The organism is Halioglobus sp. D3-4, assembly GCF_055809315.1.
Map to the genome: position 1 here is coordinate 3,648,595 of NZ_CM147907.1, position 24,875 is coordinate 3,673,469.

The following is a 24,875-nucleotide window of genomic DNA, read 5'->3' on the forward strand; positions in this document are numbered from 1 at the left end:
ATGAGTGAAGCAACACCTATCCCCGAGCACTGCCGTTACGTTGCGGTCGACGAGGCACACAACCTGGGCATTGAGCACGGAGTAGTGCCCGCGCCACGCGCCGGGGAAGTGCTGATAAAAGTACATTCCGCCGGCCTCAATCGCGCCGATCTCCTTCAGCGCAAGGGTTTGTACCCGCCACCGGAGGATGCCTCCCCGGTGATGGGACTGGAAGTTGCCGGCACCGTGCAGGCACTGGGTGAGGGCGTCAGCAACTGGCAGGTTGGCGATCGTGTCTGCGCGCTTACACACGGCGGTGGTTACGCCGAATATGCCGTCGCGCCGACGGGACAGTGCATGCCCATTCCCACCGGCTTCAGCAAGGGCGAAGCCGCCGCCCTGCCAGAGGCATTGCTGACCGTCTGGCACAACCTGTTCCAACGGGCCAAATTGCAACCGAGTGAAAGAGTGCTGATACACGGCGGTGCCAGCGGCATCGGCACACTGGCGGTGATGATGTGCGCGGCGCTCGGCATCAAGGTCTATACCACGGCCGGCACCAGTGAGAAGTGCCAGGCGCTGGAAGCGCACGGGGCTACCTGTGCAATCAACTACAAGAAAGAAGACTTTGAGGAAGTGCTCACCGGGCTCGGCTTCAAGGACAAGGTCGATGTGATACTCGATATGATAGGCGGTGACTACATCCAGAAGAATCTCAACCTCGCTGCGCCGGAGGGTCGCATCGTCAACATTGCGTACATGAAAGGCTTCAAGGCCGAAGTCAATTTTGCTCCGCTACTGATGAAACGTATCACCATGACAGGATCCACACTGCGCGCGCAGACCTTCGAGCAAAAATCGGTGATGGTTGAAGAGATACTCGAACATATATTTCCGCTGCTGGAGAGTGGCAAAATTAAACCGCTGATCGATAGCATCTACCCGCTGGAGCAAGTAGAACAGGCACACGAGCGTATGCAGAGCGGACAACACATGGGCAAAATTATCCTAAAAATGTAGGTGTTTTTAATCGCTATTCGTCTATTAGTACTGCTGCTTGTAGCAAAATAGTCTTAAAAGCGCTTCTTACGCATCATTCAGATCATCAGCTTTCTAAAAAAATCCCGTTTATACCCTCTTTTAATACCTTTATAGGCTAAGTGGCAATGCACGATATTCCGCAAAGGGATAAAAATCGTCTGCCGCCAGAACGCCCGAACCCGCGCGCTAGCTTGGCATTTCGCTGGTGCTATACTCAAACTGAATGTCGAAACGGCCTTCAACCCGCACTTATAAAACTGATAGGGGAAGCGATATGAAACGCCATTACTACATCAGTGACGACCTCGACGATCTGGAACTCATCGAACAACAACTGGAGCAGGCTGGCGTTATCACGCCGCAGATACACGTGCTCAGCGAGGATGATGCGGGGGTAAAAGCACACCATCTCAACGAGGTAGAAGCAGTACTGCGCAAAGATGTCGTCGGTGGCACCGAGCGTGGCGCGATAGTAGGTGTTATCGGTGCGGCACTGATACTCGGTGTCACATGGGTCACCGGCATCGCTGAAGTCATTACCTGGGTACCACCGATTTTCCTCGCGGTGATCGTGCTCGGCTTTTGCACCTGGGAGGGCGGCTTGATTGGTATACAGGCACCCCACTCCGATTTCATTCGCTTTCGCGACTCCCTGGAGGCGGGTAAACATGTTCTGATGGTGGATGTCAGTGAAGCGCAGGAACATATTCTGCGCGAGGTCACCAACGAACATCCCAAATTGTCACCCGCTGGCGAAGGGGCCGCAGCACCCGGCTGGTTTATTGGTGTCCGTGGCAAATTCGAGCAAATGATAAAGGGAACGGCCTGGCGCACATCAGTGAAATAGTGAACACACAATAAAAGCTGTATTCCGAAGTACCTGGTACGCCGGATTGCCTGCGGGCGACCGGACAAGGAGTTGGCATGAAGATAGTGGTAGCGCTGGTTCTGCTGGTAGTCATCTCACTGCTCTTTCATTGGCTAAGTCCGTGGTGGATGACCCCTCTGGCATCCAACTGGGGCATGATCGATACCACTATCGATGTCACGCTCTATATCACTGGTTTTGTGTTTGTCGCGGTCAACCTGTTTATGGCCTGGGCCATTTTTCGCTTCAGGCACGACCCACAAAGACGCTCTCACTACGAGCCGGAAAACAAAAAGCTTGAAACTTGGCTAATCGCCATCACCACGGTAGGCGTTTGCGCGATGCTGGCACCGGGGCTGATCGTGTGGGCAGATTTTGTGGATGTCCCGGAAGGTGCTGACGAAGTTGAGGTCGTCGGCGCACAGTGGCAGTGGAGTTACCGGTTCCCCGGTGCCGATGGTGTATTGGGCGAGGTGGATTCCCGATTTGTCAGTTCTGAAAATCCCTTTGGCATGAGCAGCAGCGACCCGGCCGGCAGAGATGACATTCTGGTTGACAGCAACGAATTACACCTGCCGATCGATCGACCGGTGAAACTGCTGTTGCGCTCCAAGGATGTGTTGCACAACTTTGCAGTGCCGCAATTTCGCGTGAAGATGGATCTCGTACCGGGCATGGTCACCTATGCGTGGCTAACACCCACTGTGGCAGGCAAGTACGACATTCTCTGCATGGAATTATGCGGTATCGCACATTACGCGATGCGCGGGCATGTCATCGTCGATGAGCCAGCAGATTTTGATAGCTGGCTGGCGCAGCAACCTACCTGGAGCGAACTGCAAGCCATACCACCAGGTGATCCCATCGCCGGTAAAGCCAGCTATGCCACCTGCGCAGCTTGTCATGGGCAACAGGCCGAAGGCAATGCAGCAATGAATGCACCCAGCCTTGCAGTACTTCCTGACTGGTACATCACGCGGCAACTTGAACACTTCAAACACGGCATACGCGGCGCCAATGAAGCCGATGAATACGGTCGCCAGATGGCTCCGATGGCCAATATGTTGCCCGATGCCGCCGCCATCCGGAATGTCAACGCCTACATCGCAACACTCGAGCCAGTAGCAGCAGAGGCAACACTGAATGGCGACCCGCAAAGGGGCGCGGCATTTTATACCTCCTGCGGCGCGTGTCATGGCGCACAAGCGCAGGGGAACTACGCATTGCAGGCACCGCGACTGGCCGGTCAGGATGACTGGTACCTGAAGCGGCAGCTGGAGAATTTCCGCCTCGGTGTGAGAGGCGCACACGATGGCGATACCTACGGTCACCAGATGGTACTGATGGCCCGCTCATTGCAGAACGAGCAATCAATCAATGATTTGCTGGTGTACCTGAACACGCTGTAAAGCGACGCGCAGACAGCGTACAGGCCAGGCAAGCGAGGGTAGATAGTATGCAAAATGTGGCTATAGCCGACCAGCCCGATCATCTGCACGATCCGCAGACATTTGTTACCAAGTACATCTACAGCCAGGATCACAAGGTCATTGCAATTCAGTATAGCCTGACCGCGGTTTTTGTCGGGTTGGTCGCCCTCGTCCTGTCCGGCCTGATGCGACTGCAACTGGGTTTCCCCGATACCTTCGACTTCATCAACCCCAGCGACTACCTGCAGTTTGTCACCATGCACGGCATGATCATGGTGATCTACCTGCTAACGGCATTACTACTGGGCGGTTTTGGCAACTACATGATCCCGTTGATGATCGGCGCGCGGGACATGGTCTTCCCGTTTATGAACATGCTCAGCTTCTGGTTCTACCTGCTATCGGTGATTGTGTTGCTAGCCAGCTTTTTTGTACCGGGAGGACCCACTGGGGCCGGATGGACACTGTATCCGCCACAGGCCATTCTCGCCGGTACGCCCGGCTATGACTGGGGCATCATCCTGATGCTGGCCTCGCTGGCGATCTTCATTGTCGCGTTTACGATGGGCGGGCTGAACTATGTCACAACGGTGTTGCAGGCGCGCACACACGGTATGACCCTGATGCGTATGCCGCTCACCATCTGGGGCATCTTCACCGCTACAGTACTCGGCCTGCTGGCGTTCCCGGCACTGCTGGTGAGCGCTATTATGATGATGCTGGACAAAACGCTGGGCACCAGCTTCTTCATGCCGGCACTGGTATCGCTGGGAGAGAACCTCGATTACTCCGGCGGCAGCCCGGTGCTGTTCCAGCACCTGTTCTGGTTCTTTGGCCACCCCGAAGTGTACATCGTTGCGCTGCCTGCCTTTGGTATGGTCTCCGATGTCCTGGCCACGCACGCACGCAAGAATATCTTCGGCTACCGCATGATGGTCTGGGCCATTGTCGGCATCGGTGGCCTCAGCTTTTTTGTCTGGGCACACCACATGTATGTCAGCGGCATGGACCCCGCATTCGGCTTCTTCTTTGCCACCACCACGCTGATTATCGCAATTCCCACTGCCATCAAGGTCTACAACTGGATACTCACGCTGTATCGCGGCAATATCCACCTCACAGTTCCCATGCTGTTTGCAATCGGCTTTATATTTACGTTTACTCACGGCGGACTGACCGGCCTGTTCCTCGGTAACGTCACCATCGACCTGCCGTTATCAGACACCTATTTTGTAGTCGCCCACTTTCATATGGTGATGGGCGTATCGCCTATCATGGTGCTGTTTGCCGCTATCTATCACTGGTACCCATTGATCACCGGCAGGATGTTCAATGAGCGACTGGGCAAACTGCATTTCTGGTTCACCTTCCTCGGCACCTATGCCATCTACCTGCCGATGCACTACATCGGTTTTCTGGGTGTACCGCGCCGCTACTTTGCAATGGGCTCGACCGACTTCATACCAGAGTCTGCGCAGACCCTGAATGCCAGCATCACAATCTCGGCACTGATCGTCGGTTTGAGCCAACTGATCTTCCTGTACAACGTGTTCTGGAGTATCCGCCATGGCAAGCCGGCCGGCCACAACCCCTGGGGCGCTACCAGCCTGGAATGGCAGACACCGGACGTTCCCCCGCGCCATGGCAACTGGGGGCCGGAATTGCCCAGAGTCTATCGCTGGGCTTACGACTACTCAGTGCCCGGTGCCGAGCACGACTTTATTCCACAAAATCATCCTGTCAGCGAAGCAGAACGAACGGCCGGTGAACACGAGGAGCACAAGTCATGAATATCGTGAGAATGCTGCGTGATAAACCGTGGCTGCACCCGAGTGCTGCCGCCACTGCAGCACAGTACAGCGGCCCCAATACCACTGCGGCAATGCGCGTTCTACTGCGTTTCGTCCTCGCCATTGTTGGAGTTCTTTTCTTTCTGTTCATCATCACGTTTCTGGCCCGTTCCCAGTATCCGGATTTCGAAGCGCTGGCCGGCCAACCGTGGCAGCCCTTTACCGATCCCTCGCGACTCTGGTTTAACACTGCGTTATTGGCCTGTGCCAGCCTCACCATTCAATGGGGGTTGGGTGGTGCCCGCTCGGGAAAACTGAACGTGTCGGTGGCCGGTATCAGCGCTGCCGTCTTTTTTACAGTGCTTTTTCTGGTGGCACAGTTTGATCTGTGGCTACACCTGCAATCCATGGGCTTCTACATGGCGGGCAATCCGGCGAACAGTTATTTCTATCTGCTGACAGCGATTCACGGCCTGCATCTGATCGGCGGGCTTCTGGTGCTTTCCAATGTGGTATTTCGCGTGTGGTATGACAACAACCCCGAGTCACTAACCGCGCCACTGCAGTTATGCACCACCTACTGGCATTTCCTGCTGGGGGTCTGGTTGGTGTTGTTCGCACTGCTCACCAGCAGGCCGGAAACTATCAATGCACTGGCCGCAATGTGCGGATTCTGAGAGTCACGCCATGACGATACAGACAGACAAGAGCAGCAGCTACGCAGAGCCCGGCATCGACGGCATGGTGTCCGACTGGTCTGCAGACAAGCAGAACTTCGACCTGCCCTGGGGCAAGTTGATGATGTGGATATTCCTGCTCAGCGACACGTTTATTTTCAGCGTTTTCCTGACCGGCTATATGAATGTGCGGTTGTCGCAGACCGACAACTGGCCCAACGCCAGCCAGGTGTTTGCCCTGGAAATTGCCGGCGTTCACCTGCCGCTGATACTCATCGCCATCATGACGTTCGTGTTGATCACCAGTAGCGGCACCATGGCCATGGCAGTGAACTGCGCCTACAACAGGGACAGGCGTAAGACCGTAATACTAATGGCGTTGACGGCGCTACTCGGTGCATCATTCGTCGGCATGCAGGTATTTGAGTGGTCCAAGCTTATCTCTGAGGGCGTGCGACCCTGGGGCAACCCATTCGGTGCGGCCCAGTTTGGTTCGGCGTTCTTTATGATCACCGGGTTTCACGGCCTGCACGTCACCGCCGGTGTGATTTACCTTATCGTCATCGCGCGGCGGGTGGCGCGCGGGTACTACGAGGACAAGGGCTACGCCATTGTTGAGATTACCGGCCTCTACTGGCACTTTGTCGATCTGGTATGGGTTTTCATTTTTGCTTTCTTCTATCTTTGGTGAGGTGAGATCATGAGTGAGACAACCGGCCAACAACACCCCATCGGGATCTACCTGAAGATCTGGGTGCTTCTGTTCGTACTCAGTACTTTTTCCTATCTGGTCGATTTCTTTCAGGTGCAGGGTTATCTGCGCTGGACATTGATATTGATTTTCATGTTCCTCAAAGCTGGCTTCATTATTGCGATTTTCATGCACGTGGCCTGGGAGCGACTGGCCCTGAAATATGTACTGTTTGTGCCGCTCTCTGCGATCGCAGTGCTGATCGCACTGATGGCCATCGAGGGCGATTATACGTTCCTCACCAGAGAAACCTTTTTCGACCCATAGGCTGTATCTTGATGGTAAGCATGTCTGCACGCGCGCGAATGCTGATGGGTTTTCTGTTAGCCAATATTGCTATCGTGACTGTGGCAGCCATTGTTCTGCTCAATCGCCCGGCGACGCCACCACACATACAGGGTGTGCTGTTACCGCAGGCCCGCGCACTGCCCGAGTTCCAGCTGGTTGATCACCACAACCGCGAGTTTACGCGCAGTGACCTGCAAGGCCGCTGGCATCTGGTTACTTATGGCTTCACCACCTGTCCGGATATCTGTCCCACCACTCTGACTCAGCTCGCCTCGGCAAAACGCTCGCTGCAAAAGCAGGGATACCCTGATCTTCAGGTGCTGTTCTATACCGTCGACCCGGCGCGGGACACGGTTACGCAGCTTGCCAGTTATGCGCCTTACTTTGATCCGGATTTTATCGGCCTGACCAGCACGCAAGGGAACGATCAGAACATTCCCTTTGAACAGGGTCTGGGAATAGTCGCGCGGCTACTTCCGCTGGAGGGATCGGACATCAACCCGGCGGATAACGAGTATCAGGTTGTGCACGGCGTGAAACTGTTTCTGATAAACCCCGATGCACAGCTGCAGGCCATACTGGACCCGGACACCAGTTTCTCCGGGGTGCATTCTTTCAGCCCGGATACCATCACGCGCGACTACCTGGCTATCCGCGCTTATCTCGACTGACGCATAGCAACACCTTCTCATCACGGCTTGACTGTAACCGCCGCTCGGGGCCAGTACCCCGCAAAACCAGAGTTTTCATTGATCGATCTGCTGGCAGCTATGCTTGATCCGGGTACACTATCCGTGGTACCGCCATGTTGGGCCTGCACCTGGAAAAGCAAGCGAGACTTGATGGGCACATAGCCCTGGAATTCTCGCAGGACATTGGTTTTCCATACTATCTATCTCTACAAACTCAGGACCGTACAATGAACGACCCCGCTCCCACAGTAATTGACTACTACACAGACATTCTTTGCGTCTGGGCCTGGATAGCACAACCTCGGCTGGAGGAATTGCATGATCGCTGGGGTGCTCAGGTCGAGGTGCAGCTTCGCTATGTAGATATCTTTGGCGACGCCTACAGCAAAATTCGCAATCGCTGGGGTAAAGAAGACGGCTTCGAGAAGTTCGGCGCACATGTTTTTCACGCGGCTGAGCCCTTCGAGGACACCCCTGTAGACGCGGCCATCTGGACCAAAGCCAGGCCCCGCTCATCATCACCGGCACATCTGCTACTGAAGGCGGTGGGGATAGTCTGCGGCGCCGCTGCAGTAAAAACCATGGCTCTGGACATCCGACGCGCATTTTTTGTCGAGGGAAGGGATGTCGGCCATCTCGCCACTCTGCTGGCGCTCGCCGGGAATCACGGACTGGACAGCGAGGCGTTGGAGGCAGCGATGATGGATGGTAGAGCGATGGCCGCACTCAGCACAGATCAGCAAAAGGCCCGCGAGCTGAGCGTGCAGGGAAGCCCGACGTGGGTTCTGAATGAGGGCCGGCAGATACTTTACGGCAACATAGGTTATCGCATACTCAACGCCAACATTGAGGAGTTGCTGAAACGACCGGGGCCAGAAGCCAGCTGGTGCTAACTGCGCGAACCAGCATGCGCGCCACAGCGCTTGCCGACAGAGACTTTCTCGCCGCTGTCCTTGCTCTGACAGTGAGCGCGTATGATAATCGACAGGTTGATCGCGATAAAACACATGCCCTTTCGAGTACTAGAAAACAACTTACGGCAATCGATGGAGAGCCCAAATGGAATATAACCCGGACGTACACAGCATAGAGTGTCCCAAGTGTGGTCATGGCATGGAGGAAATATCCTATGGCGCAGATTTATTGATCGACCGCTGCACCAACTGCCAGGGTTTGTGGTTCGATCAGGGCGAAGCAGATCTGCTGAAAGGCAAGTGGATGGGTGAAGCGCTAGACACCGGCAAAGCCAGCAAAGGTAAAAAATGGGACAGCGTGAAAGATGCTGCCTGTCCGCGGTGTGGCGTCACCATGGAAAAGGCTGCCGACCCCGACCAGCCACATATCTGGTACGAAGTCTGCAAGGAACACGGCATGTATATGGATGCCGGGGAATTCACTGATTACAAGCACGAAACCCTGGCCGACTGGTTCCGCAGCCTGATCAAAGGGCTGCGCTGAGCGTCGCACTGCTATGCCGGCCCCGGCAGGGGCCGGCCGGCTCTTCACCAAGTATAACCCAGGCGGAATTTGTAAGTCTGATCCAGACTGTCTACATCGTCTACCGCACCTGAATCATACTCAAACAGCACCTCAACTGCGGCCTCGATCTGCCACAATAGCGGATAAGACAAGCCGAACGTGGAGTTCACGATCACGTCTGAGGTGTCCTTCAGGTTCCAGATACCATTCTGATTGAAATACAGCGAGGAATTCCCACCAAGATAGTCACTGGAGGCCTGGATGCTCCAATTGCTGGCGCCGTATTCATCATCGTCCGCTAAATTGTACTCCTCAGAGACATAGGAGAAACCCAGTTCGCCCTGCAGAGAGAAGACCGGCTTGTCATAGAACTGACGGCCGAAGTAGGGGCCTACCAGATAGCGAAGATCAAGATCCTGGAATTTGTCTTTTTCCGCCTGCACCAGCATACCGATGTAGTTCGGGTCTTCGAGGAAGTAGTCATACTTGCCGCTCACACGCCAGTTGTCGGCAGTCTTGGTGCCATTGGCCTCATCCAACTCACCACTGGCCTGAATTGTGTACCTGTCATCTACGCTACGCCATTTGGATTCAAGCTTGTAATCCAGCTCATCGGTGTCGGTGTTGCCGCGCTGCCTGACCAGGGCAAACCCAAGACTACCGGTCCAGCGATAGCCCTGACCCAACTCCCAGGGCTCGGGATTCAGCACCATCAAATCATCCAGCGGATACGACTGCCCCGGCTCGGACAGCACCAGTTCCTCCTCTGTGATAACCAAGCTCGAATCTTGCTCTACGTTTTCATCGGCGAGCAATATGACCAAAGGCTCCAGTGTGTTTACCGATTTTATCTGGTCGAGATGCACATCGATTGTGCCGGCAAAGTCTGTATCGATGGTTACCACGCCATTTCTGGAGCTGGTCACCGTACCCAGTATGCGCGAACCATTTTTCAGCAGCACTTCATCTTGCCCGACCGCGTCGGATTCAGCATGGGCCAAAAACGTCACTAATATGGCTGCGAACAGAGCGAGCGCTCTGTTTGGCAGAAACTTGTCTAACTTCATGGTTATTTACCTGTCCTTGCTTGCGTGGGCGCTATGATAAGAAAAACACCCAGCCCTATCCAGCAAGTATTGAATTATTCTCATTCATAATGGTTATCCACCACAGCAATGTATGAACAGCAGTCAATAGACGCACAAGCGCACCGGGGCTGGTAGACTTGCCAACTATTTGGAGGATTTCGATGTGAGCAGCTTTGACTACGATTTGTTTGTAATTGGCGCGGGCTCTGGCGGAGTACGTGCAGCCCGCATGGCCGCGGGCTTTGGCGCTCGCGTCGCCATCGCAGAGGACCGCTACATGGGTGGTACCTGTGTCAATGTCGGCTGTGTTCCGAAGAAACTCTACGTCTACGCAGCGGAATACGGCAAGGGCTTCAAGGACGCGCAGGGCTTTGGCTGGCAGAACACTACACCGCATTTTGACTGGGCGACGTTGCGCGATAACAAGAAAAAGGAAATTTCACGCCTGAATGCGATCTACCAGAAATTACTGGACGGAGCGGGCGCAGAGGTGTTCGATGGGCGTGCCCGTATCGTCGATGCGCACACAGTAGCCATTGGTGAATCGCACTATACAGCAGAAAAATTACTGATAGCGACGGGTGGTTGGCCGCATATACCCGACTTCCCCGGCAGCGAATATGCGCTTACTTCGAACGAAATATTCGATCTGGACAGTTTTCCCGAACGGGTGGTCATTGTTGGCGGCGGGTATATCGCCGTGGAGTTTGCCGGTATCTTCAATGGCCTGGGCGCGCAGACCACTCAACTTTACCGCGGACCGCTGTTTTTACGCGGGTTTGATACGGACATTCGCGCCCACGCTTCCCGGGAGATTGCAAAAAGTGGTGTAGATCTGCGCTTCGAAGTGAATGTAGAGTCGATAAGCAAAGGAGCGGGCGGGCTGAGCCTCCAGCTAACCGATGGCTCGGTATTAGAGGCCGATGCTGTGTTGTACGCCACCGGGCGCAAGGCCAATCTCGAAGGGCTGGGCCTTGAGAACGTCAGCGTCAGCGTGAATGAACATGGCGCCATTGATGTCGATGAACACTACTGCACTGCTGAGCCCAGTATCTTTGCGCTGGGCGATGTCACCGGTGGTATGGAATTGACACCGGTCGCCCTGGCAGAGGGGATGGCCTTCGCCAGACGCCATTTCGGTAACCTGGACAAACCGGTGGCGTATGACTTCATACCCACTGCGGTTTTCTGCCAGCCCACTATCGGCACCGTAGGTTTTACCGAGGTGGAAGCGCGAGCGGAGTTCGGCGACATCACCCTGTTCAAATCCAGCTTCCGCGCGATGAAGCACACACTCAGCGGCCGCGATGAAAAGGCGTTTATGAAAATCATCGTCGACACCGCCACAGACCGCGTTGTCGGTGTGCACATGATGGGCCCGGACGCCGGAGAAATCGTACAGGGCATCGCCATCGCCATGCGTGCGGGCGCCACCAAAGCTATTTTCGACTCAACCATCGGTATCCACCCCACCACGGCAGAAGAGTTTGTCACCATGCGTGAACCCTGGCTGGAAGACTGAGAGTGGAGTTCGAGCTTTGGCAGATCGGTCTGATCGCTGTCGTGGGTGTGGCCAGCGGGTTTCTCAATGTGGTCGCTGGTGGCGGCTCCCTGCTCACTGTGCCCGTGATGGTTTTTCTGGGCATGCCTGGCCCGGTTGCCAACGGCACTAATCGCATCGGTATCCTGGCGCAGAACATCACATCCGTTGTGACGTTCGCGCGCTCGGGTTTCAAGGACTTTAAACTCAGCCTCACGCTTTCCGCATGCGCAATTCCCGGTGCCGTCGCCGGTGCGCTGTTAGGAGTGAATCTGGAGGGGGTCTGGTTCAACCGTTCGCTGGCACTGATAATGCTGGGTGTCATGCTGATAATGCACTTTGATCGAAAGCCTGCTGAACGTACCCGGGACTACCAGCCCTCCAGCCGACAGTTGCTACACGGCCACCTGCTGATGGTCGGTGTGGGTTTCTGGGGCGGCTTTATTCAGCTCGGCGTGGGTTTTATCATCATGCCTGTGCTCAACCGGGTCATGGGGCTGGATCTGGTGCGCACCAATATGCATAAGGTGTTTATCGTCGCCGTATACACCATTGTCGCCCTGGCGATCTTCGCTAATCAACTGGAACTCCTGTGGCTGGTGGGTATCGCGCTGGCCGTCGGCAATTCGATTGGAGGTTATCTGGGTGCCCGCTTTGCCATAAGCAAAGGTGAGCAAATGATCCGGCGCGTATTGAACCTTGTACTGGTAGTTTTTGTGATTAAGCTACTATTCGATTTCTAGTAGTGCAATAAGTTAGTGCTATACCATAGCAGTTTGCCCAAACGCTCTCATAACGACTATCAGCTGTATGATTGAAGTACAATCGCTCACCCGACTCTACGGTACGACCACTGCCGTAAAGAACGTGTCCTTCGAAATTGGCAACCGTGAAATCGTCGGCCTGCTGGGCCACAATGGCGCCGGTAAAACCACCGTGATGAGAATGCTCAGCGGGTATCTGGAGCCCTCTGATGGCCGTATCCGCATCGACGGTGTAGACCCGACCGGCGAGTCCCGCGAAGTACAGCGTCATCTGGGCTACCTGCCCGAGAACCTGCCTGTCTATCCACAAATGATGGTCGCCGACTACCTGGACTACGCAGCAACGCTGAAAGGAATAGCGGCCCCCCTGCGCTTGGCGGCAGTGCGCGATGCGCTGCTGGCTACAGATCTGACAGAGAAAGCGCTGGACCCGATACATGTGCTGTCGCGCGGTTTCCGTCAGCGCGTCGGCGTCGCACAAGCCATACTGGGACAACCCAGGTTGTTGATACTCGATGAGCCGACTAACGGGCTGGACCCGGATCAGGCCGAACATATGCGACGACTGATCAAACGACTGGCGCGACAGACCACGATAATATTGTCCACGCATATCATGCAGGAAGTAGATGCCGTCTGTGACCGTGTACTGATGCTTCGCAACGGGCAGCTCGCGCTGGACCAGAGCCTGGACGAGATCCACGACAGCAGAATACTCGTTCTGCGCACCAGTAAAACCGAGCAACCGCTGGCCACGTACCTGAAGAATCTCCCGCAAATTGCGTCTCTGGAGGCGACCGGCACCGATGACGGCCTGTTGCACTTTGATCTCCAACTGCATCCAAACGCCGACCCCGATACCGCCGCAAACAATATCGCGCAATGTGTACTGAACACCGGCGCAAAGCTGTACCAGTTGCAGGTTGTGCCGCGCGATCTGGCCACTGTCTTCCGCGAGGTGAATGACAGTGGCGACTAATTCCATCACGCGCCGCGTGGCTCAAAAGGAAGTTCGGCTGTTCTTCTCATCGCCGGTAGCATGGCTGTTTCTGGCTACGTTTGCGGCGGCCACCGGGTTCATCTTTTTCTGGGTTGAATCATTTTTCGCCCGCAACATCGCCGATGTTCGCCCGCTGTTCGAGTGGATGCCACTGATGCTGATCTTCCTCTGTGCCAGCCTGACTATGCGCATGTGGAGCGAAGAAAGGCAGCACGGCACACTGGAACACGTACTCACGCAACCCCCGGCGCTCTGGCAGTTCGTGCTCGGTAAGTTTCTGGCCTGTTTGACGCTGCTACTGATAGCACTGGTAAGCACACTGCCGTTACCGATCACGGTATCGCTCATTGCCAACCTGGATTGGGGCCCGGTTTTTGGAGGCTATCTTGCCACTGTTTTATTGGGCGCCACCTATCTCGCCATCGGCCTGTTCGTATCAGCTCGCACAGACAACCCCATTGTCAGCCTGATCACCACGGTCGTGATATGTTCAATACTGTACCTGCTCGGCAGCGCTACTTTCACAGAATTCTTCGACGACAGAACAGGCGAACTACTGCGCCTGTTTGGCAGTGGAGCGCGGTTCGAAAGCATCAACCGGGGCATCATCGATCTGCGCGACCTGCTGTATTACCTCAGCCTGACACTGGCCTTTTTGGCACTCAATGTGCTGGTGCTGGAGAAATTGCGCTGGGCAAAGCGCGCGGGCTCGGCGCGGCAGCGGCACTGGCGCACGGGCATCGCACTGTTACTGGGCAATCTTCTGCTGGCCAATATCTGGCTGCCCGAACTGCCTGCAACGCGCGTCGATATGACGGAGGGCGAATTGTTTTCCGTCTCCCAACCGACCCACAACATTCTCAATGAACTACAAGAACCACTGCTGATACGCGGTTATTTCAGTAGCCAGACACACTCCCTACTGGCGCCACTGGTACCGCAACTACGGGATCTGTTGCGCGAGTATGAAGTCGCAGGCGAAGGCAAGGTTCGCGTGGAGTTTGTGGATCCCGCGCTGGATCCGGAAGTGGAGATCGAAGCCAATACGCGGTACGGCATCACGGCCACGCCTTTCCATATTGCGGACCGACACCAGTCCTCTATGGTCAACGCCTACTTCAATGTACTGGTGGCCTACGGCAGCGAACATAAGTCCCTGGGGTTCGCTGATCTTATCGAAGTGCACACCTCCCCCAATGCCACTACTGAGGTGAAGTTGCGCAACCCGGAGTACGATATCAGCCACGCCATCAAAAAAGTCATTTTCGACTACCGCTCCGGCGCCAGTCTCTTTGACGGTATCGATGAGCCAGTGGAGTTTATCGGCTATGTATCCGCCGACGATCGCCTGCCAAAACAATTGCGGGAGTACAAGAAAGCCATAATCGCGCAACTCGAAGTAGCGGAGCAGAGTTCAGATGGCAAGTTCAGCGTGCGGTTCATTGAACCGGAGACTCAAGACGGCAGCGTCGCCGCCCGCATCGCCGAACAATGGGGCTTCAAACCCATGACAGTGCCAGAGCGAGGCACCAATTCATTCTACTTCTATATGACGCTGGCCGACTCCAAGCAAGTGGTGGAACTGCCCGCTGAGAATTTCGACCCCGCATCGTTTCGTCTGGTTCTGGATTCCGGCTTGAAGCGATTTGCACCGGGATTAACCAGAATCGTCGCCCTGGCGCTGCCGCCCGGCAGCCGCGCTGCCGGGCAGGGCGGAAACGCAGCAGCTACGTTCAAAAACCTCGAGCGCGCCATCACCCGTGATTACAGTATTCGCTTGGAAGATCTCTCTGATGGCAGCGTGACACCCGAAGCCGATATCATGGCGGTCGTAGCCCCGCACAAGCTCGATGAGGATTCACTGTATGCGATCGACCAGTTTTTGATGCGCGGAGGAACCGTTATCCTCTCGACCTCGCCTTTCACTGCTGATTCCAGCGGCGGCGAGCTAAAACTGCGCGACCGGGATAGCGGCCTGCAGGAATGGCTGGCGCACAACGGCCTGCATATAGAGAAGACCCTGGTGCTGGATTCGCAGAGCTCAAGTTTTCACGGCCCGGTTTCGCGTAAATCAGGCGACTACGACTTTCAAGAGATACAACTGATCGACTACCCCTATTTCATCGACTTGCGCGCACCCGGACTAGCGCCAGACCACGCGGTGACAAGCAGCCTGCCGCAGATGACAATGGCGTGGGCCTCGCCTGTCACGATACAACGCGACACCGGCCGGCGCGTCTCGGTACTCCTGAAGAGTTCCCCAAATGCCTGGCTGCGCAAGAGCAAAGATGTCACACCGTCACTGGATGCCGAGGGACGCAGTAATCTACAACCACCTGCCGCCGGAGACAGAACAACTGGCACGCCACAGCACATGGCCTCTCACAACCTGGGTGTGGTGATGCAGGGCCGCTTCACCTCCTTCTTCACGGGAGAGAACAAACTTCGGGACGAAGACTCCCGGCCCAGGGACATACTCGACCGATCACCGGAGTCCGCGCGCATCGTGTTGTTCTCCTCCAACGATTTTATGAATGACAAGGTTCTGAACAGCCTGGTCGCAGTGAGCGGCACCAAATATCTGGGGCCACTGAACCTGTTCAACAACACACTTGACTGGGCGCTGCAGGATGAACAGTTACTCCAGATACGTGCGCGCGCCCACTTCAACCGCACCCTTCCGCCGATGGAGCGCCGGGCGCAGCTGCTTATTGAGTACTTCAACTACGGGTTCGCGCTGGCGTGGTTATTGCTGCTGGCAGTGTTCGCATGGCTGCAACGTGTGATGTTGCGCCGACGATATGCCAAAGGCCTGACCCGGTGAATCGCTGCGGTAAAATACTGCTTGTCCTGCTGCTGATACAGTGCGCGGTTGTCGCCGCCTTGTCCTGGCCTGAGACCTCACAAAACCAGTATGAGAAACAGACGTTCGCACCCTTTCCTGTCAATGCAATCGATGAATTGCGCATCGGTGATGAGTATGACAATGAAGTAGTGCTCAAGCGCTCCGGGGACAGGTGGCAGCTGCCCAATATGGAGAACCTGCCTGCCAATAAAGAAAAGGTCGAGGCGTTATTGCAGCAGATCACAGCCAAGTCCGGCAACTGGCCGATTGCCGACTCCCCCGCTGCTCGGCAGCGCTTTCAAGTGGCTGACTACTACTATCAAAAACGACTGAGCCTGTTCTCCATTGGCGAGAAGCTGGGCACTATTTATCTCGGAACATCACCGGGGTTTCGCAAAATCCACGCGCGCAATGATAAGCAGGATGCCATATACAGCATCACCCTTGACCCCACTGGCGCCTCAGTGGTTGAAAACGCCTGGATCGATAGGCGATTACTGCAGGTTAGGGCTCCGTTGCGAATCGATACGGACCTGTACAATCTCTACTTCGAAAGCGGCAGCTGGCTATCCGCCACTGGTAGTACACCCGATGAGCAGGAACTCGCACGCTTGATCTCTGCCCTGAAAAACCTGCAGGTTGAGGGTCTGGCGGATGAAGACTTACAGCGAGAACTGTCCGCGACGGAAGCAGATCTGATGCTCGACATACAGAGTCTCGCGGGCGATGTTACACTCAAGCTCGTCAGCCTGGGTGGACATCATTACATTCACAGTAGCGAGTTCCCTCTGTTCTTCAAATGCAGTGCCTATGATTTCAATCAGCTGACGGATGTAGATGCTCGCCTCATCTCGGGCGAATCCTTCTAACATTGCATAAGTGCCGTATGCGGCATCGGAGAAGTCATGGATTGGGATATCGCGATAAAGGAATTCATTACGCTCTGGGTCGTCATCGACCCAATCGGCACTATTCCGGTATTCCTTGCCGTAACGGCTGGCCTCAGTGTCGCCCAACAACACTCCATTGCAATAAGAGCAACGCTGATTGCTGGACTGATCCTGTTTTTGTTCATTGTCGGCGGACAGTTGCTGATGGAAGGCCTGAATATTCATCTGGAGTCATTTCAGATTGCAGGCGGTATCATTTTATTTCTCTTCGCTACAACGATGATTTTCGGCGACGGCAAACCGGCAACAGAACAAAAACTATTCGATGGCACCGTCAGCCACCTAGCGGTATTTCCTCTGGCAATACCTTCACTCGCCTCGCCGGGCGCGATGCTCTCTGTGGTGATGCTCACCGACAATCACCGATATTCTATTGAGCAACAGGCGGTGACAGTGGCCATGATGGGTGCCGTGGTGGCGTGCTCACTGGCGCTGTTGTTAGCCGCCGCCCCGATCCAGCGCATGATAGGCACGGCCGGCGCCAGTATCATCAGCCGCGTAATGGGGCTGATTCTGGCGTCAGTTGCTGTCGACAATATCCTGAGCGCCGTCGACACCTATTTTAAGCTGGGCCTGCAGGCGGGCTAAGTCACCGGCGGCACTTCGCAACCTCCTGTGCCGCGTCCGGTGAAGATTGTCCAAGCTAATCCTTATACTCGGGTGCCCGCCCCTCCTTGCGCGCCCGGATTGCCTCATCGAAGTTCTTGGTCGTCATGCGCACGAAGAGTTGCGCGTGGCCCTCGTGATTCATATGTGTATGTAAACTGCCCGCATCGATCCCCGCCCACAACATCTGCTTGCTGAGCTCCACACCCAGTTGGCTGAAGCCGTTGATGCGCTCGGCGATGGCATAGCACTCCTGCAGCAGCTCGTCCTGTGGCACAACTTTGGACAGCATACCGATACGCTCAGCCTCTTCAGCGTCGACATCCCGACCTGTCAGCATGATTTCAAAAGCGCGGCTGGTGCCGATCGCACGCGGCAACATATAGCTTAGACCCAGCTCGGCAGAGGTGAGGCCGTTGTTGATACCTGCCGGGCGGAAATAGGCAGTTTCCGAAGCAATGCGAATGTCCGTCGCCATTGCCAGGCAGAAACCACCGCCGATGGCCGGGCCGTTGATGGCGCCAATGACCGGCTGATGCATATCGTGGATGGCCTTGATGACATCATCCAGAATACGCATGGCGCGGCGTGCGATACCGGGGACCGTGAGACCGTTAAAGATATCGAGCCAGCCCGGGTCCTGCAGATCGGCCCCCGCACAGAAGCCTTCACCAGCACCTGTCACAATAACCACGCGGGTTTCATTGTCGAAGCTGACTTCTTCCAGCGCCTCCTTAAACGGCACCATGACGTCGAAGGCCATCGCGTTCATTCGCTCCGGCCGATTCAGGGTGATAAGCGTGATATAGGGACGGGGTTTCTCTACAGTTACAAATGACATAACTAAGCCTTAAGTGTGCGTTTTTTAGTCCGCTCAGACTACACCGTAAAATTGGGCTAATCTATGTCGAATCAGGTCACTTCAATGTCTTCATTTGCACAGTTGTGTAATTTTTTCTATGCGCGACGCAAAGCTGCAACGCATGCTAGAGTGTATTCTGGAGGTATTTCCTATGCGAATTCTCGGACTTATTCTAGCGCTAGGCGCGATTGGTTGGGCGCTGTACCAGATGGCTGGCGGTGATGAGGCGGAGACTGTTATCCCGGCCGAACACCAGCAGGCCATCGATAAAGCCAAGCAGCTTGAACAGGCGATGAAAGACGCCTCGCAACGCAATATGCCGGAAGCGGAAAATAACTAAGCAGAATCGCTTTGGCTGAGGAGCGCAAACGGTCTGTTTGCGCGCGCCCGACTGCGCAGGAAGAGGGCCAAATAGGCATTATAAGCTCATGCAGTTGGCGTAGTAAGTCACCGTGCCGGGCCAGTCCGAGAATACACCTATCACGCCAACTTCTCGCGCCAGCACATCGAGCACGGTGAACACGTCGCCGTCATTGTTCACGACACCGGGTTGTGGTTTCTCACTATCCTGATTCAAACCATTCAGGGTTTGATAATAGTAACCGCCACCCTCCGCCAATGACCCGGAGCGTTCCATTGTCCAGGTAATGATATTCAGACCCACAGCTCTGGCAGCCCTGGCATAGGCCGATGGCACGGCCACCCCATTATGTACATCCAGTAACATCCACAGCGGTGGCGCAATAGTCTTCACGCCCTGATCAGAAAGTGCCTTCATATCGGCTTCAAGCGCGGTGAAATCGCGGGTATCAAAGCTGTCTGACGGCGCTCGGCCATCAAGCAACACCGCCCGCTCTCCATATTCTGGCGTTTCGTTCAACCAGAACAACACATCGCTGCGACTGAAGGATTGCGGCCTGACGTATTTCGCCGCAATACCGGCATCCTGATACTCTCGAATCATCTTGCGAGCATAGTCCTGCTGCGAGAACCCCCGAAAGGGCATGGCGACTTCGGGCGCTTTTAACTCAGGCGCCATCTTTACATTCATACTGTGGAACAATTCAATGCTCTGCCGATGAGTCATCAACGTGCCGCGACTGGCATAGAGGTCGGTACGCCAGGTTTCGGTGCCGCCGAGATATTCTACGGGAGTCCTGGCACGGGGATTACTTCCATGCATTTTACCTCGCAAGGTTTTGAACTCGGCCACGGTAATATCGCTGGTACAGCATTTGGCGGTCGCAGGGGACTCCATCTCGCCAGTGCTGTCATACACGGCTGGTTGGAAGGGCTCGCGGCATTTCTTTCCAAGATCAGTTGCGACGATGTCAGTCGTGGTGTGCAAGTCACACTGGGAGTGTCGACAAACCAGTTCCATGTCACTGGTAAATGTCACATCGCACTCGACAATACCTGCACCCATTCGCGCCGCCGCCATATAGGATTCGCGTGTATGCTCGGGAAACTGTAGCGCCGCGCCGCGGTGTCCTATGGAAAATTCTGTCCGCGTAAAGGTGTTCGCCCCACAGGCCTGTAGCGTTTTTTTCAGCGGGCTCTCGTCCATGTCATCGAGCAGATAATAGGCCCGCACGCCCACCTGTATCGTATCGTTGGTAAGCGTCTCATCGGGGGAAGCCTGGGCGTGGACAGGGAAATTTGCCAGCATGACTAGTGCCAGTGTAAATGCCCCTACAAGTGAACTGATGCTCTGTGCCATAACGCCTCCTCTTACCAACTTCCCAATATCATTAATGCCCGAGTCCGAATAGTCCACTCATTGTGTTACCGCACTGTGATAGAACGCGCTGTCATGGGCTTACGCCATAACTCCCGCGAGCACTATGGAGATACCGACAGCAATGGGAACTATGGCGACATCCAGGATGGGTTGGTCGAATTCTTGGTAGGCGATTTCAGTATTGGTGCCGCTATCGAGCCAGTAGCGCGAGTAACGCCTTACGAACTGGACAAAGATATTGCACACACCGCAATGAATTCGGCACCACTGAGGTCGGCGCACGGGAGAGGCACAACGTGCCTGGCTTATCGAAATTCGTGAAAAGCTCACGAGGAACGCAGCGGGCGCGGAAATTCTATAGGTGGTTGCACCATCAGTGTAGTGCCACCCAGGGCGACCTGCAACGCTAACAACCGCTGTGAAATTACACGCTCATTCCCGGTACAATAATGATCGCAGTATAGCTATTGCACTACGCTTGGAACTGCAATCTGCGCAGTATGCTGGAAAAATCCCGCTGTCCGTTGCCCGCTTCCTGATGCTGGCCATAGAGTTCCCGCGCTAACTGCCCCATCGCATTATCAACCTCACACTGCTGGGCAATCTCCATCGCCAGCCCCAGATCTTTCACCATCAGGTCCACCATAAAACCGGGTTTGTAATCGTTGCTGGCAGGTGCTGTTGGCATCACCTCGGGATAGGGGTTGTAGACTTCCAGTGACCAATTGCGGCCCGAGCTGGCGAGCATAATGTCGGACAGCACTTTCGGATCGAGGCCATTGCGCGCACCCATTTCCAGCGCCTCGCAGGTGCCTATCATATGGATGGCCAGCAACATGTTGTTGCATCCCTTGGCCACCTGTCCGGCGCCCGCTGGCCCGGCGTGAAAAATATTCTTGCCCATGTCCTTGAGGATCAATTCAGCTTTCTCAAACGTCGCTGCATCACCGCCGCACATAAATGCCAGCGTACCTGCTGCGGCAGCTGCCACGCCACCGGATACCGGGGAATCCATAAAGCCGATACCGCGCTCTGCCGCTGCCTCACCCACCTGACGCGCAGTCGCGGCATCGATCGTACTGCAGTCCAGAATTGTGGTACTGCCATCGAGTTTCGCCAACAGGCCGTCATCGCCGAGATAGGTGGCGGCGACATGCTTGCCGGCGGGCAACATTGAGATCACATAATCCCTGCCTATCGCGGCCTCAGCGGCACTGCCAGCGACCTCAGCTCCCGCCGCCTGCAGTTGCTCACAGGCCTGCTTCGACAAATCGAAAACAACAACGGTATGCCCGGCCGCGAGTAGATTTTTTGCCATGGGGCCGCCCATGTTGCCTAAACCGATAAATGCTACATCTGCCATTGCTACTGTCCTTATAGGAATACGACTTACAGATCGGCCAGGGGATTTTCATCCCATGGCGCAGAGAAAAAAGTGTCAAGCACCGGCGGCGGGACATCGCGGGACGCGCGATACAGCCACGATGGGTTGCGATCCTTGTCTATCAACAGCGCCCGTACACCCTCGGCGAATTCCGGGTGTCGCACAATGTTTGTCGCCAGGCGTATTTCGCTCTGAAAGCACTCTCTCAATGAGGCGAGACGCATCTCACGTAACTGCCGCGCAATCCACAGGGCCGCCAGTGGCGAGCCATGTGCCAGGCTCGCGCTGGCTTTGGACAACCAGGGATCCTCTGTCTGCAGCGACACAATATTGTCGATGATTTCGTGGATGTCATCGCCGTCACACAGCGCGTTGATCACCCCCAGATGCGGCTCCACCTGACCCTCTGGGCACTGCGCTTTGCTCGCGTCCGAAAATGGCCGCAGCGCATGGCGGACCAGCGCATGGTTGCGCGCGGCCGTGCTTTCCCAGCTTTGCTGCAACAGGCTCTCCAGCACATCGGCTTTAGACTGACTTGCGATAAAGCGATCCGCGATGCCTGTGTAGATCGCATCGGCAGCATTGATAGAGGCACCTGTCAGCGCCAGAAACTGTCCGGACTGTCCAGGCATATGATTGAGAAACCAGGTCCCGCCCACATCGGGAAACAAGGCGATAGTAACTTCCGGCATCGCGATCCGGGTTTTCTCGGTCACCACCCGGTGTGAACAACCGGCCATTACCCCGAGCCCGCCGCCCATCACTATGCCATGGCCCCAGCAGATTATCGGCTTGGCATAGGTGTGCAGGGTGTAGTTCAAACGGTATTCACGCGCGAAAAAATTTTCTGCGTACTCGCACGGCCCACCGGGCGTGGCCACTGCAGACTTGTGCAGCGCCTGTACATCGCCCCCAGCACAGAACGCTTTGTCACCCGCGCCCTCGATAAAGATGGCTGCGATGTTATCGTCATCGCGCCAGGCGTCGAGTTGCGCCTGCAACAGGTCAACCATTTCCAGGTTCAACGAATTCAGGGTCGCCGCGACGTTCAATGTTACGCGAGCGAGCTTGCGTGCACCGGCGGGCAGTTCCTCAAACAAGATGGGGGCTTCAGACATATCAGATCCCCTTTAACCGTTTTTCCACACGGGTTTACGCTTCTCCAAAAACGCATTCACACCTTCGCGCTGATCCTCGGTAGAAAAAAGCTCGACGAAAAGGTCGCGTTCGCCTTCAAGGCCAGCGGCAATAACCGTATTGCGGCCGCTGTGCAGCAACTGCTTACAGAAAGTCACGGAGGTCGGGCTCTGCTCGCCCACCTGTGCGGCCATCGCCAGCGCGCGCGCCAGTACCTCACCTTTGGGAACCACCTGTTCCACCAGGCCAATGCGCTCGGCAGTCTCTGCATTGACTCGCTCACCGCACAGAATCATGCGTTTGGCCCAGCCTTCGCCGACCAGCCACGACAGGCGCTGGGTGCCGCCCGCGCAGGGTAACAGCCCGACCTTTGCCTCTGGCAATGCCATTTGTGCCTGCTCCTCGGCGATGCGGATGTCACAGGCCATAGCCACTTCCAGACCGCCACCCATCGCAAAGCCGTTGATCGCCGCAATGGAAACTCCGCGAAAATCAGCCAGTGTTTCAAACGCCTCACCGAAATACTGTGCCATGGCCCGCGCTGTCGATGGATTGCCGTCGGCAAACAATTTCAGATCGGCACCGGCTGAGAAAAACTTCTCGCCAGCACCTGTCAGAACCAGCGCGTAGATGTCTTTCTCGTCATTGAGTTTTTCTACCAGCGCCTTCAACGCGGGCAGGCTCTCCACATCCCAGGTATTGGCTCCCGGATTGTCTATCGTGATGAGCGCAGTGTGCTCCTGTATGTCGACTTTTAACTTGGGCGAAGTGCTTAAACTCACTTGATAACCTCCAGTGCAGAATCCATTAACAACCGGCGGGCCACAATCACCCGCATGATTTCGTTAGTCCCTTCCAGAATCTGGTGCACACGCGTATCGCGCACATGCCGTTCCATCGGGTACTCCCTGATATAACCGTAACCACCGAACAACTGTAGCGCATCGTTACACACATTGAAGCCCACGTCGGTGGCAAAACGCTTGGCCATAGCGCAATAGGTTGAGGCCTGTGAATCCCTGGTATCGAGTTTGTAAGCAGCCAGGCGCACCATCTGTCGCGCCGCCACCAACTCCGTCAACATATCCGCAAGCTTGAACTGTACCGCCTGAAAATCTGCGATTGCCGTATCAAACTGCCTGCGTTCACGAACATAGGCCGTTGCCTCTTCCAGCGCCTGCTGAGCAGTGCCAACACTGCAGGTGGCGATGTTGATACGGCCACCGTCCAGACCTTCCATCGCAATTGAAAAGCCCTGGCCTTCGGCGCCCAGCCGGTTCGCGACGGGTACCCGCACATCCTCAAAGGTGACGGTCGCCGTGGGCTGCGCGTTCCAGCCCATCTTATCTTCCTTCTTACCGTAGGAAATGCCCGGTGCGTCCGCCGGGATCAGCAGTGCGGAAATACCTTTGGGGCCGGCATCTCCGGTGCGCAACATCACTACTAGTACATCTGTATGTCCGGCACCCGAAATAAAGCATTTGCTGCCGTTGACGATATACTCATCGCCATCGCGCGTTGCGCTGGTGCGCAGGGAAGCCGCATCAGAACCGGCTCCCGGCTCTGTCAGGCAGTATGAGGCCAGTTTTAGTCCGGCGGTCAGATCGAAGCACCACTGTTCAATGACAGCCTCGGTGCAGTATTTGCCGATCATATTGGTGGCCATATTGTGAATCGTGAGGAAGGCCGCGGTGGCTGTGCATCCCATCGCCAGTTCCTCGACAATCAGGCTGGCATCGAGGCGCCCCATGCCCAGGCCACCGGCAGCCTCGGGCGTGTACATGCCCATAAAGCCCAACTCGCCAGCTTGGCGCAATGCGTCTTTGGCGAAGTGTGCCTCGGCATCCCATTTCGCTGCATTGGGCGCCAACACACCCTGTGAGAATGCACGTGCGCTGGCGGCGAACGCCTGCTGATCTTCCGTCAGGGAAAACTCCATATCTGGCTCCTTGTTGTGGGTTGC

The 24,875-nt window shown here is 55.6% G+C and carries 24 protein-coding genes; 17 read left to right on the top strand and 7 right to left on the bottom strand.

Features of this window, described 5'->3' with window-relative positions:
* From AC0L6S_RS15885 to AC0L6S_RS15930, 10 genes are all read left to right on the top strand, one after another.
* A complete protein-coding gene (locus tag AC0L6S_RS15885) occupies positions 1-999 on the top strand; it encodes an NAD(P)H-quinone oxidoreductase (RefSeq protein ID WP_473425085.1) in 999 nt (332 codons plus the stop codon).
* A 295-nt stretch (positions 1,000-1,294) separates the two neighbouring features.
* The gene (locus AC0L6S_RS15890) at positions 1,295-1,867 is read left to right on the top strand and encodes an NAD/FAD-utilizing enzyme (RefSeq protein ID WP_473425086.1); all 573 of its coding nucleotides are present in this window, start codon (positions 1,295-1,297) and stop codon (positions 1,865-1,867) included.
* A 77-nt stretch (positions 1,868-1,944) separates the two neighbouring features.
* Complete coding sequence (locus AC0L6S_RS15895; RefSeq protein WP_473425087.1) at positions 1,945-3,297, top strand: c-type cytochrome; 1,353 nt, start codon at positions 1,945-1,947, stop codon at positions 3,295-3,297.
* Positions 3,298-3,344: 47 nt separating this feature from the next.
* Positions 3,345-5,108 carry a cytochrome c oxidase subunit I gene (locus AC0L6S_RS15900; RefSeq protein WP_473425088.1) on the top strand — a complete coding sequence of 588 codons (1,764 nt, stop codon included), beginning with the start codon at positions 3,345-3,347 and terminating at the stop codon, positions 5,106-5,108.
* A complete protein-coding gene (locus AC0L6S_RS15905; RefSeq protein WP_473425089.1) occupies positions 5,105-5,785 on the top strand; it encodes a cytochrome c oxidase subunit 3 in 681 nt (226 codons plus the stop codon). The genes AC0L6S_RS15900 and AC0L6S_RS15905 overlap by 4 nt, the downstream gene beginning before the upstream one ends.
* 10 nt (positions 5,786-5,795) lie before the next feature.
* Complete coding sequence (locus AC0L6S_RS15910) at positions 5,796-6,476, top strand: heme-copper oxidase subunit III family protein (protein WP_473425090.1); 681 nt, start codon at positions 5,796-5,798, stop codon at positions 6,474-6,476.
* 9 nt (positions 6,477-6,485) lie between these two features.
* The gene (locus AC0L6S_RS15915) at positions 6,486-6,803 is read left to right on the top strand and encodes a cytochrome C oxidase subunit IV family protein (protein WP_473425091.1); all 318 of its coding nucleotides are present in this window, start codon (positions 6,486-6,488) and stop codon (positions 6,801-6,803) included.
* A 20-nt stretch (positions 6,804-6,823) separates the two neighbouring features.
* The gene (locus AC0L6S_RS15920; RefSeq protein ID WP_473425092.1) at positions 6,824-7,495 is read left to right on the top strand and encodes an SCO family protein; all 672 of its coding nucleotides are present in this window, start codon (positions 6,824-6,826) and stop codon (positions 7,493-7,495) included.
* Between the two features lie 248 nt (positions 7,496-7,743).
* Positions 7,744-8,409: a DsbA family oxidoreductase gene (locus AC0L6S_RS15925; RefSeq protein WP_473425093.1), complete on the top strand. Its 666-nt coding sequence runs from the start codon at positions 7,744-7,746 to the stop codon at positions 8,407-8,409.
* Between the two features lie 166 nt (positions 8,410-8,575).
* Positions 8,576-8,974 (top strand): zf-TFIIB domain-containing protein, encoded by a 399-nt coding sequence (locus tag AC0L6S_RS15930; RefSeq protein WP_473425094.1) that lies wholly within the window; start codon positions 8,576-8,578, stop codon positions 8,972-8,974.
* A gap of 44 nt (positions 8,975-9,018) precedes the next feature.
* Here AC0L6S_RS15930 and AC0L6S_RS15935 read toward each other — a convergent pair whose 3' ends face one another.
* Positions 9,019-10,062, bottom strand: coding sequence for a DUF481 domain-containing protein (locus AC0L6S_RS15935; protein ID WP_473425095.1), 1,044 nt, complete (start codon positions 10,060-10,062; stop codon positions 9,019-9,021).
* Positions 10,063-10,246: 184 nt separating this feature from the next.
* Between AC0L6S_RS15935 and gor the strand changes: the two genes are divergently transcribed.
* The 6 genes from gor to AC0L6S_RS15965 all read left to right on the top strand — a co-directional run bounded on the left by gor (position 10,247) and on the right by AC0L6S_RS15965 (position 17,770).
* A complete protein-coding gene (gor, locus tag AC0L6S_RS15940; protein WP_473425096.1) occupies positions 10,247-11,605 on the top strand; it encodes a glutathione-disulfide reductase in 1,359 nt (452 codons plus the stop codon).
* A 2-nt stretch (positions 11,606-11,607) separates the two neighbouring features.
* A complete protein-coding gene (locus tag AC0L6S_RS15945) occupies positions 11,608-12,366 on the top strand; it encodes a sulfite exporter TauE/SafE family protein (RefSeq protein ID WP_473425097.1) in 759 nt (252 codons plus the stop codon).
* Positions 12,367-12,433: 67 nt separating this feature from the next.
* Positions 12,434-13,366 carry an ABC transporter ATP-binding protein gene (locus AC0L6S_RS15950; RefSeq protein ID WP_473425098.1) on the top strand — a complete coding sequence of 311 codons (933 nt, stop codon included), beginning with the start codon at positions 12,434-12,436 and terminating at the stop codon, positions 13,364-13,366.
* Positions 13,350-16,211 (top strand): Gldg family protein, encoded by a 2,862-nt coding sequence (locus tag AC0L6S_RS15955; protein ID WP_473425099.1) that lies wholly within the window; start codon positions 13,350-13,352, stop codon positions 16,209-16,211. Before AC0L6S_RS15950 ends, AC0L6S_RS15955 begins: the two co-directional genes overlap by 17 nt.
* Entirely contained in the window at positions 16,208-17,101 is an 894-nt protein-coding gene (locus AC0L6S_RS15960; RefSeq protein WP_473425100.1) for a DUF4340 domain-containing protein, read from the top strand. Before AC0L6S_RS15955 ends, AC0L6S_RS15960 begins: the two co-directional genes overlap by 4 nt.
* A 36-nt stretch (positions 17,102-17,137) precedes the next feature.
* A complete protein-coding gene (locus tag AC0L6S_RS15965; protein WP_473425101.1) occupies positions 17,138-17,770 on the top strand; it encodes a MarC family protein in 633 nt (210 codons plus the stop codon).
* Positions 17,771-17,825: 55 nt separating this feature from the next.
* On the opposite strand, the gene AC0L6S_RS15970 is transcribed toward AC0L6S_RS15965, so the two are convergent.
* Complete coding sequence (locus AC0L6S_RS15970; protein ID WP_473425102.1) at positions 17,826-18,629, bottom strand: enoyl-CoA hydratase; 804 nt, start codon at positions 18,627-18,629, stop codon at positions 17,826-17,828.
* Positions 18,630-18,801: 172 nt separating this feature from the next.
* On the opposite strand from AC0L6S_RS15970, the gene AC0L6S_RS15975 reads away from it, so the two are divergent.
* Positions 18,802-18,990, top strand: coding sequence for a hypothetical protein (locus AC0L6S_RS15975; RefSeq protein ID WP_473425103.1), 189 nt, complete (start codon positions 18,802-18,804; stop codon positions 18,988-18,990).
* A 78-nt stretch (positions 18,991-19,068) separates the two neighbouring features.
* Here the strand turns inward: AC0L6S_RS15975 and AC0L6S_RS15980 are convergent, their stop codons facing one another.
* From AC0L6S_RS15980 to AC0L6S_RS16000, 5 genes are all read right to left on the bottom strand, one after another.
* Positions 19,069-20,370: a glycerophosphodiester phosphodiesterase family protein gene (locus AC0L6S_RS15980; RefSeq protein ID WP_473425104.1), complete on the bottom strand. Its 1,302-nt coding sequence runs from the start codon at positions 20,368-20,370 to the stop codon at positions 19,069-19,071.
* A gap of 493 nt (positions 20,371-20,863) precedes the next feature.
* Positions 20,864-21,754, bottom strand: a complete 891-nt coding sequence (gene mmsB, locus AC0L6S_RS15985) for a 3-hydroxyisobutyrate dehydrogenase (protein WP_473425105.1) — start codon at positions 21,752-21,754, stop codon at positions 20,864-20,866.
* Between the two features lie 26 nt (positions 21,755-21,780).
* On the bottom strand, positions 21,781-22,893 hold the full coding sequence (locus tag AC0L6S_RS15990) for an enoyl-CoA hydratase/isomerase family protein (RefSeq protein WP_473425106.1): 1,113 nt from the start codon (positions 22,891-22,893) through the stop codon (positions 21,781-21,783).
* Positions 22,894-22,905: 12 nt separating this feature from the next.
* Positions 22,906-23,694: an enoyl-CoA hydratase gene (locus AC0L6S_RS15995; protein WP_473425107.1), complete on the bottom strand. Its 789-nt coding sequence runs from the start codon at positions 23,692-23,694 to the stop codon at positions 22,906-22,908.
* Entirely contained in the window at positions 23,691-24,851 is a 1,161-nt protein-coding gene (locus AC0L6S_RS16000; RefSeq protein WP_473425108.1) for an acyl-CoA dehydrogenase family protein, read from the bottom strand. The genes AC0L6S_RS15995 and AC0L6S_RS16000 overlap by 4 nt, the downstream gene beginning before the upstream one ends.
* Positions 24,852-24,875: the final 24 nt, after the last annotated feature.